17 protein-coding genes and 1 pseudogene are annotated in these 17,966 nt (G+C 69.6%); 6 read left to right on the plus strand and 12 right to left on the minus strand.

Annotated elements, in window-relative coordinates; genetic code table 11:
* The first annotated feature begins 90 nt into the window (after positions 1-90).
* Entirely contained in the window at positions 91-1,248 is a 1,158-nt protein-coding gene (locus M3Q35_RS18400) for a YcaO-like family protein (RefSeq protein WP_273943097.1), read from the plus strand.
* Here the strand turns inward: M3Q35_RS18400 and M3Q35_RS18405 are convergent.
* The 6 genes from M3Q35_RS18405 to M3Q35_RS18430 form a co-directional block, all read right to left on the minus strand.
* Positions 1,214-2,404 (minus strand): helix-turn-helix transcriptional regulator, encoded by a 1,191-nt coding sequence (locus M3Q35_RS18405; RefSeq protein ID WP_273943099.1) that lies wholly within the window; start codon positions 2,402-2,404, stop codon positions 1,214-1,216. The genes M3Q35_RS18400 and M3Q35_RS18405 overlap by 35 nt on opposite strands.
* Positions 2,323-3,291, minus strand: coding sequence for an ATP-binding protein (locus M3Q35_RS18410; RefSeq protein WP_273943100.1), 969 nt, complete (start codon positions 3,289-3,291; stop codon positions 2,323-2,325). The genes M3Q35_RS18405 and M3Q35_RS18410 overlap by 82 nt, the downstream gene beginning before the upstream one ends.
* Positions 3,234-3,812 carry an AAA family ATPase gene (locus tag M3Q35_RS18415; RefSeq protein ID WP_273943101.1) on the minus strand — a complete coding sequence of 193 codons (579 nt, stop codon included), beginning with the start codon at positions 3,810-3,812 and terminating at the stop codon, positions 3,234-3,236. Before M3Q35_RS18415 ends, M3Q35_RS18410 begins: the two co-directional genes overlap by 58 nt.
* Before the next feature lie 24 nt (positions 3,813-3,836).
* Entirely contained in the window at positions 3,837-4,712 is an 876-nt protein-coding gene (locus M3Q35_RS18420; protein ID WP_273943102.1) for a methyltransferase family protein, read from the minus strand.
* Positions 4,709-4,972, minus strand: a complete 264-nt coding sequence (locus tag M3Q35_RS18425) for a hypothetical protein (protein WP_273943103.1) — start codon at positions 4,970-4,972, stop codon at positions 4,709-4,711. Before M3Q35_RS18425 ends, M3Q35_RS18420 begins: the two co-directional genes overlap by 4 nt.
* 62 nt (positions 4,973-5,034) lie before the next feature.
* On the minus strand, positions 5,035-6,201 hold the full coding sequence (locus tag M3Q35_RS18430) for a DUF3089 domain-containing protein (protein WP_273943104.1): 1,167 nt from the start codon (positions 6,199-6,201) through the stop codon (positions 5,035-5,037).
* A 157-nt stretch (positions 6,202-6,358) separates the two neighbouring features.
* Here M3Q35_RS18430 and M3Q35_RS18435 point away from each other — a divergent pair, with 157 nt between their 5' ends.
* Positions 6,359-6,559: a TMEM175 family protein gene (locus tag M3Q35_RS18435; RefSeq protein ID WP_273943105.1), complete on the plus strand. Its 201-nt coding sequence runs from the start codon at positions 6,359-6,361 to the stop codon at positions 6,557-6,559.
* The gene (locus M3Q35_RS18440) at positions 6,493-6,990 is read left to right on the plus strand and encodes a TMEM175 family protein (protein ID WP_273943106.1); all 498 of its coding nucleotides are present in this window, start codon (positions 6,493-6,495) and stop codon (positions 6,988-6,990) included. Before M3Q35_RS18435 ends, M3Q35_RS18440 begins: the two co-directional genes overlap by 67 nt.
* 66 nt (positions 6,991-7,056) lie before the next feature.
* On the opposite strand, the gene M3Q35_RS18445 is transcribed toward M3Q35_RS18440, so the two are convergent.
* From M3Q35_RS18445 to M3Q35_RS18470, 6 genes are read right to left on the minus strand one after another with little or no spacing between them, the layout of a single operon-like run.
* A complete protein-coding gene (locus M3Q35_RS18445) occupies positions 7,057-8,454 on the minus strand; it encodes a GH1 family beta-glucosidase (RefSeq protein WP_273943108.1) in 1,398 nt (465 codons plus the stop codon).
* 29 nt (positions 8,455-8,483) lie between these two features.
* Positions 8,484-9,479, minus strand: coding sequence for an ABC transporter ATP-binding protein (locus tag M3Q35_RS18450; RefSeq protein ID WP_273943110.1), 996 nt, complete (start codon positions 9,477-9,479; stop codon positions 8,484-8,486).
* Positions 9,479-10,450, minus strand: coding sequence for an ABC transporter permease (locus M3Q35_RS18455; RefSeq protein WP_273943111.1), 972 nt, complete (start codon positions 10,448-10,450; stop codon positions 9,479-9,481). The genes M3Q35_RS18450 and M3Q35_RS18455 overlap by 1 nt, the downstream gene beginning before the upstream one ends.
* Positions 10,451-10,453: 3 nt before the next feature.
* Complete coding sequence (locus M3Q35_RS18460) at positions 10,454-11,434, minus strand: ABC transporter permease (RefSeq protein ID WP_273943112.1); 981 nt, start codon at positions 11,432-11,434, stop codon at positions 10,454-10,456.
* Positions 11,431-12,471 (minus strand): ABC transporter ATP-binding protein, encoded by a 1,041-nt coding sequence (locus M3Q35_RS18465; protein WP_273943113.1) that lies wholly within the window; start codon positions 12,469-12,471, stop codon positions 11,431-11,433. Before M3Q35_RS18465 ends, M3Q35_RS18460 begins: the two co-directional genes overlap by 4 nt.
* 1 nt (position 12,472) lies before the next feature.
* On the minus strand, positions 12,473-14,143 hold the full coding sequence (locus M3Q35_RS18470) for an ABC transporter substrate-binding protein (RefSeq protein WP_273943114.1): 1,671 nt from the start codon (positions 14,141-14,143) through the stop codon (positions 12,473-12,475).
* 489 nt (positions 14,144-14,632) lie between these two features.
* Here M3Q35_RS18470 and M3Q35_RS18475 point away from each other — a divergent pair, with 489 nt between their 5' ends.
* From M3Q35_RS18475 to M3Q35_RS18485, 3 genes and pseudogenes are all read left to right on the plus strand, one after another.
* Complete coding sequence (locus M3Q35_RS18475) at positions 14,633-15,859, plus strand: ROK family protein (protein ID WP_273943115.1); 1,227 nt, start codon at positions 14,633-14,635, stop codon at positions 15,857-15,859.
* Positions 15,860-15,904: 45 nt separating this feature from the next.
* On the plus strand, positions 15,905-16,825 hold the full coding sequence (locus M3Q35_RS18480; protein WP_273943116.1) for a GNAT family N-acetyltransferase: 921 nt from the start codon (positions 15,905-15,907) through the stop codon (positions 16,823-16,825).
* 263 nt (positions 16,826-17,088) lie between these two features.
* Positions 17,089-17,922: pseudogene (locus M3Q35_RS18485) on the plus strand (glycoside hydrolase family 16 protein); the annotation flags it as partial.
* Between the last annotated feature and the right edge of the window lie 44 nt (positions 17,923-17,966).

Consider the following 17,966-nt stretch of genomic DNA (forward strand, 5'->3'; position numbering starts at 1 on the left):
CTGAGCAGCGCTTACTACATCACTTGGTAAAAGTCGGGACCGATGTCAGCGTTGTCGTATGCGGGCAGGACGGAGTCGACGGTGCACGTGATGCCGGTACCGGCCGAGAGGGGCCTGCCGCTCGACACCGCGCTCGCGCGCGGCCTGGCGGCGGCCGGGGAGCTCGGCCTCACCCCGAGGTTCACGCCGCTGCTCGACGCCGACCCGGGCAGCTGGCGGTGCTCGCTCGGCTCGCCGGCCGGCTGCCGGCCGGCGGCCGACGGCCACGGCCGCGGTGACCGGGCGTCCGCGCGGGTCGGCGCCCTGTTCGAGGCGCTGGAGCACTACCTGAGCGGGCTGGACGGCCTGCGCAATCGGCAGGTGCGGCTGCGTGATGCGCACGAGGTCGCGCACGGCCCGCTGGCGTCGGATCCGCTCATCGCCAAGCTGGCCGACGGCCCGGCCCGTGAGCTGGGCTGCGTGCGCTACCAGGCGCTCGACGGCAGCGCCGAGGTGGACGTGCCGGTGTTCCTGACCATTCCGGAGTACCGCCGCGAGCCCGGCGAGTCGGCCCGGCTGACCGTGGAGGACTTCTACGACTACTCGGCCGCCGGTCCCTGTGTCGAGGCCACCGGCTGGGCCGCCGGTTCCTACGCGGCCGAGGCGCTGGTGCACGCGGTCAACGAAGCCGTCGAGCGGGATGCGCTGGCCCAACTCGTGGCCGACCAGCTGACCGGCGAGCACATGCGGCCGCTCCGGATGGTCGACCCGGCCACGCTGCCCGACGACCTCGCCGACCTGATGACCGCCGCGTCGGACCGCTGCGGACGGCCGGTGCACTTGATCGACATGACCTCCGACCTGGACGTTCCGGCCTTCTACGCGGTCCAGGCGCCGGAGCCCGGCGGGCGGCCGGCGGGCGGCAGTGCGGCGGCGCTGTCCAGCCGGGTCGCGGCCGGTCGCGCGCTGACCGAGCTGATCCAGGTCCAGACCACGACCGACGACCGCGCCCTACCCAACCTCGCGTGTCGGTTGGGTGACGCTGTGACGGTCGGCTTCGTGTCGAGCTGCGGCCCGTCGACGCCACGCCAGCACCTCGACGTGCTGGTGGAGCTGTTACACGGCAAGGGTTTCACGCCGTACGCACGGGAGCAGTACACAACGCGGAACCTGGCCGTGGTCAACGTGTTCGTGCCGGGGCTGGACCGGTCCATCGATTGCCGGCGGCTGCGGGTCAGTCGCCGTCGTGCTCAAGCGCCCACCGGGTGAGCGCCGGCCGCGTGCTCAGCCGCAGCTTCTTGTAGCTGTTGTGCAGGTGGGTCTCGATGGTCCGCTCGCTCAGGAACAGCTGCTCGGCGATCTGCCCGTTGGTCAGGCCCTGGCCGACCAGCCGCACGATCTCCCGCTCGCGCCGGCTCAACGGCTGCGTGCCGCGATTCGGCACGGACAGCGTGGCCCCCATGGCACCAAGCCGCTCGCCGGCCCGGTCGTCCTCGCCGGCCATCAGCTCTTCCTGCCGCTGGGCCAACGCGTCCAGGAACGGCGACGTCCGACCGCCGGCCTTGAGGTAGCCCAGAACCTGGAGGGCCGCGGCGTTATCCTTGCGTGCCACGGCCAGGTACCCGGCGAACGCGACCCGTAGCGTATCGACGAGGTGATCGCCGAGTGGGCGCAGCGGCATGAACACAGTGTCGTCGACCTTGGCCCCGGTCCGCAGCGCGTACGCCGTCTCGGCCAGGTCGGTGACCATGACGAGGTCGTCGTGGCTGGCGTCGTAGCACTCCCGGACGACCTTCAGGTCCTGCTCGGCCCGGGCCAGATTCCCGTTCTCCGCCAACAGGAACGCCCGCGCCGCGCGGGCCCGGCCGACCAGCCGGTCCTGCCCCGTCCGCTCGGCCTCGGCCACGCTCTCGTCGGCATTCTCCAGCGCTGCCGGCAGGTCGCCGGCGATGTAGAGGACCCAGCTGCGGATCTGGATCACGTACTGCACGGCGCCGGGCAGGTAGAACTGGACCTGGTGCGCGCCCGGATTGCCGGTCGCCCGCAGCGCCGCCGGCACGTCGCCGCGCAGCACCAGCAGGCCGGGCTGCTGGAGTTTCACCGCGTAGCCGTACTGTTCCCGCGACTCGACGTCGATCTGCTCGGCCGCCTCGACGGCGATCTGGTTCTGCGTGTGGGCGGCCGTGTAGTCGCCGCCGACCCGGGCCGCGATACTGGCCCCGAAGTGCGCGACCACCCGGGCCTCGGGCGTGTCCTGGTACTCGGTCAGGCCGATCATGCGGTCCAGCACCGACCACACCCGGTCCAGGTCGTTGGCCCGCACGGCGAGCAGCCAGTGCACCATCAGCCCGATCGGCGGGTCCTCGGACTCGAACTGCACCGGCTGCATCGGCGTGCGCACGTTGCCGCGCTCGGCCTCCAGCATCGACCGGTAGTAGCCGAGAACGCGTTGCCGCAGCAGGTTTCCTCGCTCAGGGCCATGGCCTCGGCGTGATCCCAGATCGACGCGGCATCGTCGAGGCGTCCGCTGGCCTGCAAGGCACGGGCCAGGCCGTCCATCAGGTCCGGGATCATCTCGGCGTGGTCGAGCGATTCAGCATGGTGCAGCGCGACGCTGAGGTAGTTCACGGCCTCGCGCGCGTCATGCACGTCCAGGGCCCGCTTTCCTGCCGCGCCAAGGACTTCACACGCTCGTACCGGGTCGACGAGATCGCCGGCGTCGCGGTAGTGCGGGGCCGCCTTGAGCACATCGGTACGGTCCAGCGCGGCGGCGATGGTGGCGTGCAGCGAACGTCGTTGTCCCACAGTGAGTTCCGCGTACGACACCTCGGCGTACAGCGGATGCGACACGCGGTAGCTCAGGGTCGGGCCGTCCACCAGCTCTTCGATCAGGCCCTGCTGGAACAGTTGGCGCAGCACGGTGTCGAAGCCGTCCTCCGTCCACAGTGAACGGAGTAGACGCGGCGATCCGGTGCCGGCCACGGCGATCAGCTCCAGCAGCCGCCGAGCCTGATCGTCCAGGCGCTGCAAGCGATCCAGCACCACGTCACGGATGATCACCGGCAGACCGGCCGGGATCTCGCCGCCGCCGACCAACGCCGTCACGAACAGCGGGACACCCTGGGCCCGGGCGGTGACCCGGCTCAGCACCTCGGCCCGTGGCGGCGTGCCGAGCAGGTCGCCGACGAGCTCGCCGACCGCCTTGTCCGACAACGGTTCCAGCGCCAGTTCGACTCCTTCCTCCCGCCGCACGGTCATGGCCAGCGCGGCCAGCGGACCGCCCGGCTCGGCGCTGCGGTAGCCACACCACAACAGCAGGCGGCGCCGCCTGCTCCCCGGCCCAGGTAGTGCAGCAGTTCGATGGTGCCACGGTCGGCCCAGTGCAGGTCGTCCACCACGATAAACGCGGGCCGCTCGGCCGTGATCCGCTCGACCAGGCGCAGCACGGCCTCGAACATCCGGGTGCGTTCCAGGTCCGGATCACCGGTCGGCGGGGCCGGCGACAGCCGGGAGTCGGCGATCAGGCCGGCGATGTCGTGCAGGCCGGCCAGCAGCTCGGCCGACTCGGTCTCGGGCAGCGTGCCGAGGTGGCGGCGCAGCGCCTCGACCACCGGGGCGTAGGCCAGGCCGGCCTGCAGCGGGCTGGCCGAGCCCATCAGCACGGTGAAGCCGCGCTCCTTGGCCAGCCGCAGCGAGCTGATCGCCAGCCGCGACTTGCCGATGCCGGCCTGGCCGGAGACCAGCAGCATGCGACCGTTGTTCGCGGCGACCGCGTCGATCGCCGCGGTGATGATCCCCAGCTCGCGTTCCCGGCCGACCAGCCTCGACTCCACGCGCCAGAGTATGCCTCACTCGGCCTAAGGTTTGAGCCCGGTCAGCACGGTCAGCGCCGGCTGTCGGCCTACATCCACCCGGCGCAGCGCGGTCAGGCCGGCGTCGGCCAGCCAGCGGCGGTAGTCGGCCGGGTCGTGGATGACGCCGCCGCGGGTACGGAGCAGCAGCGACAGCTCATGCGTGGCCGCGCCCTGCGAGCCGGCCAGCGTGTCGATCACGGCCAGCGTGCCGCCGGCCCGCAGGGCCGGCGCGTAGCGGCGGATCAGCTCGGCCGCGCAGTCGGCGTCCACCAGGTGGCAGACGCCGGACAGCACGACCAGGTCGTACTCGCCGGGGCCGGGCTGGGCGTCGAACAGGCCGCCGGGCAGGAAGTCGAACTGCCGGCAGCTGGTGCGGCGGTTGGCCGGCACGTCCAGCACGCTGACCCGGGCCTGCGGGTCGCGGGCCGCCAGCGTGGTGCCGCACGGCGCCCCGTCCACGCTGACGTCCAGGATGCGCTTGGCCGCCGGCAGTTCGGCGACGACATCGGTCCGCATGCCGTGCAGCAGAACCGTGATCACGTCACGCTCGGCCTCGCGGGCCGGTAATCCGGTACGGACCGTGTCGGTGACCTGGTCGCGCCAGGGCAGCATCGAATGCACCGAGGCCAGGCCGGCGGTCGCCGGCTCGTAGCGGCCGTCGGCCCGCAGCTGCACGAGGCCGCTGTCGGCCAGCGTCGCGAGCACCACTCGAACCCCGCGAACGCTTGCGCCGCAGGCCATCGCCAGCTCGTCGACGGTGGCCGGCGTGCGGTCGATGTGGTCGACCAGGCCCAGCTGGACCGCCGCCGAGTAGGCCGACAGCGTGGCCGCCGCCCGGTGCAGGCCCAGCAGTGCCCCCGTGTTCTGGGCGGCCGTCATCGGGCCAGCGCCCTGCGCATGATCGCCACGCTCTCCAGCGCCACCTGGTCGGCCCGGGCCAGTTCGCGCCGGGCCGACAGCAGCTGGGCCAGGTTGATCAGCGCCCACGACAGCTGCTGGCTGTGGTCGGCGTTGTCCGGCTCCCGGGCCGCGCGGTCCTTGAGCTCGGCCACCGCCTGCTCGGTGAGCGTGACGGCGTCCTCGTGGTGCTCGCCGTGGGGAATGCCCCAGCAGCTCTCCGCCCGTGCGATCACGTCCATGCCACTCATGGTGGGGTCGAACCTCGCCGCGACCGGTACGTAATCGGGTCCGGGCGGCGAAGTTACGTACCCGCCGTCCAGGCCGTGGCCTGCCGGCCGATGAGCTCGTCGAGGTCGCCGGCGGTGAGGTTGAAGTCCAGCGCGTGCAGGCCGTAGAAGTTGGACTGCGGCGGGCCGACCAGGTTGTCGCCGCCGGTGATGTCCAGCCAGGACACCGTGGTCTGGCCGTCCATGGCCTGCTTGCACTGGCCGGTCAGCGTGCCGTGGTAGCGGGCGAAGCCGGTCGGGTAGTTCGGCACCGTCAGCGACTGGCCGAGGCCGCTGATCCGGCCGTACTGGTTGAGGTCGTTGCCGCCGACCAGCTTGCGGGTGTAGATCACCGAGTCCAGTGGCGTGCTGGCGGAGCCGGTGAGCAGCGTCGCCGGGTTCACGCACAGCACCTGGTGCTGAGGGTCGTTCGGCACACGCGCGATGTCGGCGTCGGCCGGCACCTTGCCGCCAGGCTTGAAACTGGAGTACGCCACCACGCAGGCCGTCTGGGTCGCCGTCGCGCAGGCCGGGATGTGTTGGAACGTCGCCTTCGGGTCGGTGCCGCCCCCGTCCGGCTGGCCGGTCGGGACCACCACTCGGCCGCCGAGCAACACAGCCGAGACAAGGTATTTCCGCATCTCCGAGTTGTTGTCGAACTTGTGCTGGAGTAGGGCCTCCAGCACCGCCGCGCCCTGGGAGTGCCCCAGCAGCACCACGCCCCGGCGCTTGCCAGTGGTCGGGTCAATGTTGTCGTGGTCCCAGTAGCTCTGGAACGCCTGCTCCACGTCGCCGATGCCGACCGAGTAGTCCGGCGGGATCTTCGTGATCATCGACAGCGCCAGCTCCGGCAGCGTCTTCTGCCGGTACGTCGGCGCGAACATCCGGCACCGCGCGCCGAACATCCCCATCTGCGCGATCGACTGCGCGAACTCCTCGTCCGACGGCGCCGGCACCACGTTCGGCAGGTTGTCCACCGTCGGATAGACGTAGAAGCAGTCCACCTTCGGCGACTGCGTGGTGCCTGGTCCCCCGGTGACATCCGTGGTGTCGAGGGGTACTTGGTCGTGGCTTGCCGGGTACGTAGCCTGCGTCGGCCCGCACGTGTCGTGACACATCCACACCGGCGCCGGCAGGGCATCGGCCGGCGCGGCGAGGCCGGCCGTGAGCACCGCCGCAGCGGCAAGGGTTCCCCAGGTCATGAGGGCAAGTGAACCAGGCCCTCGGCCCACCGGACCCCACCTGGTCACCCGATCGAGGTAGCCGAACACCGGCCGTCGCGCATCTTGACGGTCGCCGCCAGACGGTCTATCTTCGGACCGTCCAGTTATGGACCGTCAATCCGAAGGGAAACCCTCCATGTCCGAGACCGCCGCACGCATGCCGGCGCCGGCCGAGGCCGCCGGCCCGGAACGGCTGATCTACTTCTCGGATGCGGTGATCGCCATCGCCATCACGCTGCTGGCCCTGGAGTTGCCGACGCCGAGCGGGGCGTGCACGGCAACGCGGGGGTGCTGGGGTTCCTGGGCGAGCACGCGGCCGAGTACGTGGCGTTCCTGATCAGCTTCGCGGCGGTGGCCATGCACTGGCTGATCCACCAACGGCTGTTCCGGTACGTCACCGGGCTGGACGGGCGGATGATCCGCTGGAACCTGCTGTGGCTGCTGATGATCGTGCTGATGCCGTTCACGACCAAGCTGCTGACCAGCGAGGTCGACGCGTTCCAGGTGCAGTTCACGGTGTACGCCGCCGATCAGGCGTTGGCCGGGCTGTTCCTGGTGCTGGCCCTGTCCGACCTGCGTCGGCACGGGTTGCTCAAGCCGAACACGCCGATCGAAGCGATCGACAACGGCACCGAGTTCGTGACAGCGGTGGTGGTGATGTTCACGCTGTCCATCCCGGTCGCCTTCGTGACGAACTGGGCGGCACTGTGCTGGCTGCTGCTTCCCTTGCTACGCAAGGGAGTGCAACTGGTCCGGCGCCTGGGTTGATCCGGGTGCGGCGGCCGCCACCACCGCACCCGGCCCACTGGCTACGCGCCGCCGCGCAGCCAGAGATCAATTACCGCGGACACTCCGGATGGTGTCGCGGTACCACAGAGCGCTTGCCTTCAACGTCCGCTGCTGGGTCTCGTAATCCACGCGCACGATGCCGAAACGCTTGGCGTAGCCGTAGGACCACTCGAAGTTGTCCATCAGCGACCAGGCGAAGTAGCCCCGCACGTCAACGCCGGCCTGACGGGCGGCGGCGACGGCCCCGATGTGCGACTGGAAGTAGGCGACCCGGTCGTCGTCCTGCACGTAGTCGTCGGCATCGGGCTGGTCGGCGTAGGCCGCGCCGTTCTCGGTGATCACCATCGGCAGCCCCGGGTAGTCACGACCCAGGCGCACCAACAGATCGGTGAAGCCGGACGGCACGATCTCCCAGCCCATGTCGGTCACCGGCAGACCACTGGTCACGGCCCGGGTCACCGGCACGCCGTCGGCGTCGCGGGACTCGCCGTTCTCGTCGACACCGGAATACCGGTGGCTGGAGTAGTAGTTCACGCCGAGCACGTCGATCGGGGCCGAGATGATCTCCAGATCCCCGTCCCGCACGGGAATCTCGACGCCGCGCTGCACCAGATCCGCGACGACGTCCTTGGGATAACGGCCGTAGCGCAACGGGTCGAGGTAGATCCGCGCGCCGAGGCCGTCGGCCCGACGGGCGGCCTCACGGTCGGCGGCGCTGTCGGTCGCCGGGTACGACGACCCCATGTTCAGCGTGATGCCGAGCTCCTTGGGCGACGACGCCGCCGCACGCATCCGTTGCGTGGCAAGGCCATGACCCAGCAGCAGGTGGTGCACGGCGGCGATGGCCGCCGGGAACTCCTGCCGGCCCGGCGCCTGCCGGCCCTCGGAGTAGCCGAGCATGGCGGTGCACCACGGCTCGTTCAACGTGGTCCAGATCCGCACCCGGTCCTGGAGCTTGTCGAACACCATCATCGCGTAGTCGGCGAACCGGTAGGCGGTGTCGCGCACCGGCCAGCCGCCGGCGTCCTCCAGCTCCTGCGGCAGGTCCCAGTGGTACAGCGTCACCCACGGGTCGATGCCCTGGCCCAGCAGCTCGTCGACGAGCCGGTCGTAGAAGGCCAGCCCCTTCTCGTTGACCGGACCCGTGCCACGCGGCTGCACCCGGGGCCACGCCACGGAGAACCGGTAGGTGTCCACGCCGAGTTCCTTGATCAGCGCGACGTCCTCGGGCATCCGGTGGTAGTGGTCGCAGGCCACGTCGCCGTTCTCGGCGTTGTGCACCATGCCGGGCACCCGGCAGTAGGTGTCCCAGATGGACGGTGTGCGACCGTCCTCGTCGACGGCCCCCTCGATCTGGTACGCGGAAGTGGCCACGCCCCAACGGAAGTCGGCCGGCAGGCTGGCGATGAGGTCGGCCTCGACCGCGGCGGCGGTGGTTTCCATCGTGTTCTCCTCCAGTGTCGGTACGGGGGTCAGCGGACGGGATGCAGCCAGCAGGCCACCTCCCTGTCCGAACCGCCGGTCACGTCGGGCACGCCGAGCACCGGAAGGTCCGTGGCGCAGGGCTCGAAGGATTTCGGGCACCGCGGGTGGAAAGCGCACCCGGTCGGCATCGCCCGCAGGTCCGGCGGCGACCCCGGAATGCCCGTCAGCTCCCGCTTGGGCCCGCGCAGCGCGGGGAAGGAGCCGAGCAGTCCGGCACTGTAGGGGTGGTACGAGTCGGTGTAGATCTCCTTGGCCGGCGCCTGTTCCACGATCCGGCCGCCGTACATGATGGCGATCCGGTCGGAGAACTCGACCAGCAGCGACAGGTCGTGGGTGATGAACAGCACCGAGAAGCCCAGTCGCTCCCGCAGCTGCACCAGCTCGCCCAGGATCTGCCGCTGCATCACCACGTCCAGCGCGGTGGTCGGCTCGTCCATGATGACGACCTTGGGCTCCAGCGCCAGCGCCATGCCGATCATCACGCGCTGCCGCATGCCGCCGGACAGCTGGTGCGGGTAGCTGTCCATCCGGTCGGACGGGATGCCGACCAGGGTGAGCAGCTCGCGGGCCCGGGCGGCCCTGGCCTGCTTGCTGCTGCGGGGATCGTGCGCCTTGATCACGTCGGTGAGCTGGCTGCCGATGCGGTGCACCGGGTTCAGCGAGTTCATCGCGCCCTGGAACACGATCGAGGTCTCGGCCCAGCGGAACTCACGCAGCTCGGTGTTGGTCAGCGACAGCACGTCGTACGGGCCGCGCTCGGGGTCGTGGTAGATCACCTCGCCGCCGGCGACGACACCGGGCGGCGGCAGCAGCCGGGTCATGCCGTAGGCCAGCGTGGACTTGCCGCTGCCGCTCTCGCCGGCCAGGCCCAGCACCTCGCCGCGGTTCAGGGTCAGCGTGACGTCGCTGACCGCGTGCACCGCCTCGTCGCCGAGACCGTAGTCGACGTTGAGGTTCTTGATCTCGATCAGCGGCTCGGCCATTACCGGTTCTCCTTGCCCAGCACCGGCGTGAAGCCGATCCGCATGCGCACCGACTTGCCTTTGATCCGGCCCGCGTTGCGCAGCCGGGGGTTGACGATCTCGTCGATGCCGAAGTTGATCAGGGACAGCGCCGTGCCCAGCACCGCGATGGCCAGGCCGGCCGGCACGAACCACCACCACGCGCCCTGGGCCAGCGCCTGCTCGCTCTGGGCCCAGAACAGGATGGTGCCCCAGTTCCAGTCGGTCGGGTCGGAGACGCCGATGAAGGCCAGCGTGATCTCCGAGAGCACGGCGAAGATCACCGTGCCGACGAAGCCTGAGGCGATGACCGCGGTCAGGTTGGGCAGCAGCTCGAAGAAGATGATCCGCCACGTCGACTCGCCGGTGGCCTTGGCCGCGTCCACGTAGTCCCGGCCCCGCAACGACAGTGTCTGCGCGCGCAGCACCCGGGCGCCCCAGGCCCACGAGGTGAACCCGATGACGAGGCCGATGACCGTGTTGCTGACCGAGGGCAGGATGGAGGCCACGATGATGATCAGCGGCAGCGCCGGGATCACCAGGAACACGTTGGACAGCGCGGACAGCGCCTCGCCGCCGGCGTTGGCCAGGTAGCCCGAGCTGACGCCGATGATCACGGCCAGCGCGGTGGCCACCAGGCCGGCCAGCAGGCCGACGTAGACCACGCCGCGGGCGCCGGACAGCACCTGGCTGAAGATGTCCTGGCCGAGGTGCGTGGTGCCGAACCAGTGCTGCGCCGTCGGCGGCGACAGCAGCACGTCGCCGCGGGCGTCCGGGTCGTACGGCGACAGGATCGGGCCGAAGATCGCCAGCAGCACGTAGAAGCCGAGGATGATCAGGCCGATCAGCGTCTTGGTGTTGGCGATGAACCGGAACTTCTGCCGCTTGGCCGGCCGCGGGGTCGGCGCGGCCTCGCCGGCGGCGGCCTGCAGGTCGACGGTGGAGATGGCCACGGCTCAGCCCTCCTTGCGGGTGCGCGGGTCGAGCACCAGGTAGGCCAGGTCGGCGATGAAGTTGGCGGCCAGCACGGACAGCGTGATGATCAGGAAGATGCCCTGCATCAGCGGGTAGTCCTTGGCCCCGACCGCCTGGAACAGCTGGAAGCCGACGCCCGGGTAGGAGAACACGATCTCCACCAGCAGCGTGCCGCCGACGATGAGGCCGAGCGACAGCGCGAAGCCGGACACGTTGGGCAGCAGCGCGTTGCGCGCGGCATAACCGAGCATCACTCGGCGATCGGTCAGTCCCTTGGCGTGCGCGACGGTGATGTAGTCCTCGGAGGACACCGTCACCATCATGTTGCGCATGCTCAGGATCCAGCCGCTCATCGACGAGATGAGGATGGTCAGCGCCGGCAGCAGGCTGTGCTGCACCGCGCTGCCGATGAAGTCGATGTCCCAGCCGGGCACGACACCGGGGTCGTAGCCGCCGGAGGACGGGAAGAAGCTGTTCGGCCCGGCCAGCAGCTCGATCATGATCAGACCGAACCAGAAGTACGGCACCGAGGAGATGAAGGTCGTCACCGGCAGCACCAGGTCGACCCAGCTGCCGCGGCGCCAGCCGGCCAGCACGCCGAGGCCGGTGCCGAGCAGGAAGCTGCACACCGTGGTCACGCCGACCAGGGCCAGCGTCCACGGCAGGCTGGTGCTGATCACCTCGGACACCGGCGACGGGAAGAAGGTGAACGACAGGCCGAGGTCGCCTCGCAGCAGCTGGCCGAGGTACTCGACGTACTGGTGCCACAGCGGATCCTGCTTGTCCAGTCCGAACAGGACGTACAGGGAGTGGATGGCGTCGGCGTTGAGCTGGCCGCGCTGCTTGGAGATCAGCGCCTGCACCGGGTCGCCGGGGATCAGCCGCGGCACGAAGAAGTTGATGGTGATCGCGGCCCACGCCGTGAGGACATAGAACGCGATACGCCGCAGGAGATAGCTCATCCGGCGACCTCCGCACTGCCGACGGCCGCCGGCTTCTCGACGTCGTCGGCGTAGAGCCAGCACGCGGCCCAGTGGCCGGGCTCGTCGCCGATCTCCAGCCGGGGCGGCAGTTCCGTCTTGCACCGCGCCATCACGTGCGGGCAGCGCGGGTTGAACCGGCAGCCCTGCGGCGGCCGGATCAGGCTGGGCGGCTCGCCCCCGACCTCGTCGGCCCTCGGGGGCCGGTCGGGGTCGGGGGCGGAGTCGATCAGCAGCTGCGTGTACGGGTGGGCCGGCTTCTGGGTGACGGTCTCGCTGTCGCCGCCCTCCACCATCCAGCCCGCGTACATGACCACCGTGTCGTCGGCGAAGTAGCGGGCCGACGCGATGTCGTGCGTGATGTACAGGATCGCCAGATTGAGGCGTTCCTTCAGGTCCCGCAACAGGTTCAGCACGCCGAGCCGGATGGAGACGTCCAGCATGGACACCGGCTCGTCGGCCAGCAGCGCCTCCGGGTTGGCGCCGAGCGCGCGGGCGATGGCCACGCGCTGGCGCTGCCCGCCGGACAGCTCGTGCGGGAACTTGTCGATGTAGCGCTCCGGCGGCGTGAGCTGCACCCGGGTCAGCAGCTCACGCAGCGCCTCCTCGAGATTCCCGTTGGCATTGCCGTGGATGCGCAGCGACCTGGTCAGGTGGTAGCGCACCGTGTGCACGGGGTTCAAGGAGCCGAAGGGGTCCTGGAAGATCATCTGCACCTGCCGGACGTACTCCCGGAACCGGCGCCCGCCTCTGACGTTGACCCGCTTGCCGTGCAAGCGGATCTCGCCCGAGGTGGGGTGGTGCAGCTGGGCCAGCAGTCTGGCCACGGTGGACTTGCCCGAACCGGACTCGCCCACCATCGCCGTCACGTGGCCGCGGCGCAGCGTGAAGCTGACGTCGTCGACCGCGTGCACACTGCGTGCCTTGCGGGTCAGCAGCTCCCGGCCCTTGCGGCGAACCGGGAAGTGCTTGCTGAGACCGTCTACTTCCAGGACGACCTCGCCGGTCTTGTCAGTCATGTCAGGCGGCCGGCTTCAGGTTCAGGATGACGTCGAGGGCGCCGGGCAGGGTCGGGTGGGCGTCGGCGTACGGGTTGTCGTTGGTCGGCCACCCGGTCCAGTTCTTGGTGCTGTACTCGCCGCCGAGGTTGGACGCGCTGGTCAGGGCGACCGGCATGTTGTCCACGAAGATCTTCTGCAACTTGTTCATGGCGGCGGTGCGGCCGGCGTCGTCGGCCGCGCTGGCGTAGGCCTTGAGCGCGGCGGTGGCGTCGGCGTTCTGGAAGCGGCCGTAGTTGCCGTTCACGCCCGGGGTCCCGACCGGCTTGTACAGGTCGCCGTCCATGATCGACTTGTACAGCTGGTACGGGGTGGCGCCGCCGTCGGTCCAGTGCAGCACGGCGTCGAAGTTGCCCGTGTCCACGTTCTTGGTCCACGCGTCCTGGTTGGCCTTGTCGACCGTGGCGGTGATGCCGATCTTGGACACGTTGTCCTTGATGATCTCCAGGTCGGTCTGGTAGTCGGACCAGCCGGCCGGGTCGCTCAGGGTCATCGTGACCGGCTTGCCGGTCGGGTCCTTCAGCGTGTTGCCGTCGAAGGTGAAGCCGGCCCCGGTCAGCTTGGCCTTGGCCCCGGCCACGTCGACCTTGACGTCCTGGCTCTTGTACTCCGGCGCCAGGAAGGAGTTGCCGGCCGGGGTGGGGATGCCGGTGATGTTGGTGATCGGCGGGTAGAAGTAGCCGGACTCACCCTGGTTGAAGATGTCGTCGCGGTTGATCACCATGTTGATCGCCTGGCGCAGCGCGGGGTTGTCGAACGGCGCCTTGGTGGTGTTGAACCACAGGCCGTGCCCGGCCAGGTCCGGCGGGAAGTACAGCTGGTTGTGCGCCGGGTCCTTGCTCACGAAGACCTGCTTGGCGTTCGGGATGAACGCGAAGGCCCACTCACACGCGCCGGTGGCCAGCGCGGTGGCCTGGGCGTTGTTGTCGGTGTAGGAGGTGTAGCGCAGCTCCTTGACCTTGGGCGCGTCCTTCCAGTAGTCGCTGCGCACGTCCAGCGTCACCGTCTGCGGCGTGAACGTCTTGAGCTTGAACGGGCCGGTGCCCACCGGGTCCTTGACCGGGTCCGTCGCCGGGTCCTTGAACGTGGACCACTGGTGCTTCGGCACGATCGGGGTGTCGGTGAGGATCTTGTACTCGTTGACGAACTGCGGGCTGGTGAACGTCGCGGTCACCGTGCTGCCCGACACCGTGGTGTCGCCGAACGGGATCGCGTTGTGGTTCAGGCCCGCCGTCGCCTTGAGCAGGTCGAAGGTGAACTTGACGTCGTCGGCCGAGAACGCCTGGCCGTCCGACCACTTGACGTTGTCCCGGACCGTCAACGTCAGGGTCTGGTAGTTGTTCGACCAGTCCCACTTGGTGGCCAGCCACGGCTTGGCGTCATCGGTCGGCTTGACCTTGTTGAACAGGGCCAGCGGCTCGAAGATCACGTTCTTGTAGCCGAGCGAGTTGGCCGCCGAGCTGGACAGGTACGGGTTGTTGTTGTCCGTCTGGGGGCCGTTGGGCATGCCGACGTTCAGCACGCCGTCCGCATTGCCCTTCGCGGTCGAACCGCCGCCACCGCACGCGGTGAGGGCGGTGGCCGCCATGAGACTGCCGGCTACGGCGAAGACCACTCTGCGACTGACGCGCATGGGTCCTCCTTGTCGTCTGCGAGGAGGGTGGGACCGTGTGCGCCGCCCGCGCGGCGCGTGTTGCGGCAGAGTCAACCTGCGTGTCACAGCTCACGTCAATAACGGAGCGGTCACAAAATTAACCCTAAATTTAAGCCTTGAACAAAACGGCAGGCTAGGACGGTCGCCGCCTGCGGCCGCGGCACTGACACGCGGCAGCCTAGTCGCACCGAGTGCGATGGTGTAGACACACAGAGTGCTGATTTTTCGGTCCGTTCGGTCACGTGAACCGCTGCGCCCGCGCCGACGAACGGCGTAAACGGCCGGATCGGCCGGATTCAAACGTCCACGGTTGTGAACGTCGGCTAACCTCTCGGGGCCGGGACACTTCAGGGTGATCCGCACCGACGCGTTGGGCCGCCAGGGTTTCTTACGGTGTTAAATTATGGCGCTAACTTAGTCGGTCCGGCATCCTGTCACGCAGACGTTCCCACCGTCGATGGGCACCCCATGGAACCAAAGCGCACCACGGTTCGCGATCTTCGCCGCCACAACAGGTCAACGCTGCTGTCGAAGCTGTTCTTCGACGGGCCGCTGAGCCGGCACGAGCTGAGCCAGCTCACCGGCCTGTCCGCGGCCACCGTCAGCAATGTGACCGCCGAGCTGGTCGAGGATCGGCTGATCGTGGAAGCGGGCCTGGTGGAGTCGGACGGCGGACGGCCCCGGGTGCTGCTGCGCGTCGACCCGAAGTACGCCCACGTCGTCGGCATCGACGTCGGCGAGACCGGCGTCAAGGTGGAGCTGTTCGACCTGGCCATGACCCGGCTGGCCGCGGCCGACCTGCCGCTGACCTCGATCGAGCCCGATCCGGCCGAGGTCGTCGCCCGCACCGCCGAGGGCCTGCGCCAGGTGATCGAGGCGGCCGACGTGACCGAGAGCAGCGTGCTCGGCGTCGGCATCGGCGTGCCCGGCACGGTGGAGAAGGGCACCAGGACCCTGGTGCACGCCCAGACCATCGGCTGGGACGCGGTTCCGCTGCCGTCCATGCTGCGCGACCAGGGCATCCGGCTGCCGCTGTTCCTGGACAACGGGGCCAAGACGCAGGGACAGGCCGAGATGTGGTTCGGCGCCGGCCGGGGCGCGCGGCACGCGGTGATCGTGCTCGTCGGGTCCGGGGTGGGCGCGGCGGTGATCACCGACGGCCAGACCTACGCCGGCTACAGCAGCAGCGCCGGCGAATGGGGGCACACCACCATCGTCTACGGCGGTCGGCAGTGCCGCTGCGGGGCGCGCGGCTGCCTTGAGGCGTACGTCGGCGCGGAGGGCATCCTCGACCGGTACCGCAAGGCGCGCGGCGGTCGCGGCACGGTCGACACCGACGAGCAGGCGGCGCTGGCCGCGCTGGTCGCCGCGGCCGACAGCTCCAAGATCGCGGCCAAGGTGCTGGACGACACCGCGGGCTACGTGGGCGCGGGCATCGCCAACCTGATCAACCTGTTCAACCCGGAGCGCATCGTGATGGGCGGCTGGGCCGGGCTGGCCATGGGCGATCAGTGGCTGGAGGGCGTGAAGAAGGCGACCGCCGAGCACGCGCTGCGGCACCCGTATGAGCAGACCTCGATCGAACTGTGCCGGTTGGGCCCGGACGCCGTCGCCGTCGGCGCCGCCACCCTGCCGGTGGCCGCGCTGCTCGACGCCGGCGGCGATCCCCGTGAGAGCACCCGCAGCGTTGCCTGATTATTGGGTCGACCGGGGCTGAGGCCTCTGGCACAGTGGCCGGCCATGGACCTCCTCACCGCGGCGGACGTCCGGCTGATGCAGGGCCTGGCCCAGCGCATCGTGGCCACCCGCCTCGACCTGGTGAACTCGGACGCCTCGGTCGGCGAGCTGGCCTGGAACTGGGGCCGCAACCACCGGCTGTACAACGCGACCTGGCCGCGGCGGCTGTGGTTCGCCGGTGACGACCTGGTGGCGTGGGGCTGGGCCCAGCTGCCGCGGCAGGTTCGGCTGCGGGACGGGTCGGCCAGGGAGGTCACCGACGCCGCGCTGACGCACCAGGTGCATCCCGATCACGCCGGTCTGGTCGACGAAGTGATCGACTGGTTCGAGGACGTGACGCCAGGTCTCGTGCGCACGATGATCCTCCAGGACGCCGACGAGTTCGCGCTCCAGCGGTGGACGGCCCGTGGCTACGTGGTCGAGTCCGCCTCGGACTCGTGGACCCAGCTCAACGTCCGAGAGTTACACGAGATCGATAAACCCTTGCTGCCACAGGGTTTCCGGTTCCGCAACGCGGACGAGGCCGGGACGGCGGCGGTGGTTCAGGCCCATGTGGACGCTTGGCCGGTGACGACGTACAACGCCGACGCCTACGCGGATCTGCGCGCGACGCCGCCGTATCGCGGCGATCTGCACGTACTCGTCGAGGCGCCGGACGGCACGATGGCGTGCTCGGCGGTGATGTGGCTGGACGAGGTCAACAAGACCGCCGAGTTCGAGCCGGTCGGCACGCATCCGGACTTCCGGCGGCGTGGCCTGGGCCGAGCGTTGCTACTGCACGGTATGCACGTGGCCCGTGACGCCGGAGCCACGCAGATGACCGTCGCCTGCCTCGGTGCCGCCGAACACCCCAACGCCCGCGGCCTGTACTACAGCGTCGGCTTCCGCTACTTCAGCCACGACATCGCCCTCCACCACCCCTAACCCCTGCGAGTCCCGCCCAGCGTCACACCGAAATGCGGTTTCGGGCAGAAGCAAGGTCCGAGGCTCAGTTCTGCACGAGACCGTGTTTCGCTGTGACGGAGAGCGGGACTCGCGGGGGTGGGGATTTGTCGCGCCTTACATCTAGCCGTGAAGTATGTCCGTTGCTACCGTGGAGCCCCCTGCACGACTCGTCGTGGGCCGCTCACATACGGTGAGCGCTGCCGCCTCCCGCGACGCGTCGTTGGTTCGACCTGGAGGCGACAATGACGTCACTTGCCCGTTCCCGCCGGGCCGCGGTCGCCGTCGCGGCCGCCGCCGCGGCGGTGTTGGCCTGCGTGACCCCGGGCTCCGCCGGCGCGCAGCCGCAGCTGACCGCGACGTTCACCGAGGACTTCAACGGGGCGGCCGGCAGCGCCGCCAACGGCAGCCGGTGGAACTACGAGACCGGCGACAACGTCAACAACCACGAGCGTGAGTGGTACACGTCCGGCGCGGCCAACGGGGCGCTGGACGGCAACGGCCACCTGGTCATCACGGCCAAGAAGGAGGGCGGCCACACCTGCTGGTACGGCCCGTGCCAGTACACCTCGGCCCGCCTGACCACGGCCAACAAGTTCAGCGCCCAGTACGGCCATGTCGAGGCGCGCATGCAGATCCCGCGCGGCCAGGGCATGTGGCCGGCGTTCTGGATGCTGGGCGCGAACATCGGGCAGTCCGGGGTCGGCTGGCCCAAGTGCGGCGAGATCGACATCATGGAGAACATCGGCAAGGAGCCGAACACCGTGCACGGCACCATCCACGGGCCCGGCTACTCCGGCTCCGGCGGCATCGGCGCGGCCTACAACGGCCCGGTCTTCGCCGACGGCTTCCACACCTACGCGGTGGACTGGTCGCCCAACAAGATCGTGTGGTCGGTCGACGGCCACGCGTACGAGACGCGCACCCCGGCCGATGTGCACGGCAACGCGTGGGCGTTCAACCACCCCTTCTACATCATTCTCAACCTGGCCGTCGGCGGCTACTGGCCGGGTGACCCCAACGGCAGCACGCCGTTCCCGGCCAAGCTCGTCGTCGACTATGTTCATGTCACTACTGCCTGACATGTAAGCGTTTCTCGGTTCCCGCCCGGAGCGCGAAGCAC

Source organism: Kutzneria chonburiensis, from assembly GCF_028622115.1.
GTDB lineage: Bacteria > Actinomycetota > Actinomycetes > Mycobacteriales > Pseudonocardiaceae > Kutzneria > Kutzneria chonburiensis.

Bases quoted from the DNA above. Each gene is read 5' to 3' on its own strand.
- M3Q35_RS18450 (WP_273943110.1), bottom strand. From the start codon at position 9,479: ATGGCCGAGCCGCTGATCGAGATCAAGAACCTCAACGTCGACTACGGT.
- M3Q35_RS18405 (WP_273943099.1), bottom strand. From the start codon at position 2,404: ATGCTGGAGGCCGAGCGCGGCAACGTGCGCACGCCGATGCAGCCGGTG.
- M3Q35_RS18465 (WP_273943113.1), bottom strand. From the start codon at position 12,471: ATGACTGACAAGACCGGCGAGGTCGTCCTGGAAGTAGACGGTCTCAGC.
- M3Q35_RS18480 (WP_273943116.1), top strand. From the start codon at position 15,905: ATGGACCTCCTCACCGCGGCGGACGTCCGGCTGATGCAGGGCCTGGCC.
- M3Q35_RS18435 (WP_273943105.1), top strand. From the start codon at position 6,359: ATGTCCGAGACCGCCGCACGCATGCCGGCGCCGGCCGAGGCCGCCGGC.
- M3Q35_RS18430 (WP_273943104.1), bottom strand. From the start codon at position 6,201: ATGACCTGGGGAACCCTTGCCGCTGCGGCGGTGCTCACGGCCGGCCTC.
- M3Q35_RS18475 (WP_273943115.1), top strand. From the start codon at position 14,633: ATGGAACCAAAGCGCACCACGGTTCGCGATCTTCGCCGCCACAACAGG.
- M3Q35_RS18460 (WP_273943112.1), bottom strand. From the start codon at position 11,434: ATGAGCTATCTCCTGCGGCGTATCGCGTTCTATGTCCTCACGGCGTGG.
- M3Q35_RS18445 (WP_273943108.1), bottom strand. From the start codon at position 8,454: ATGGAAACCACCGCCGCCGCGGTCGAGGCCGACCTCATCGCCAGCCTG.
- M3Q35_RS18400 (WP_273943097.1), top strand. From the start codon at position 91: ATGCCGGTACCGGCCGAGAGGGGCCTGCCGCTCGACACCGCGCTCGCG.
- M3Q35_RS18470 (WP_273943114.1), bottom strand. From the start codon at position 14,143: ATGCGCGTCAGTCGCAGAGTGGTCTTCGCCGTAGCCGGCAGTCTCATG.
- M3Q35_RS18420 (WP_273943102.1), bottom strand. From the start codon at position 4,712: ATGACGGCCGCCCAGAACACGGGGGCACTGCTGGGCCTGCACCGGGCG.
- M3Q35_RS18425 (WP_273943103.1), bottom strand. From the start codon at position 4,972: ATGGACGTGATCGCACGGGCGGAGAGCTGCTGGGGCATTCCCCACGGC.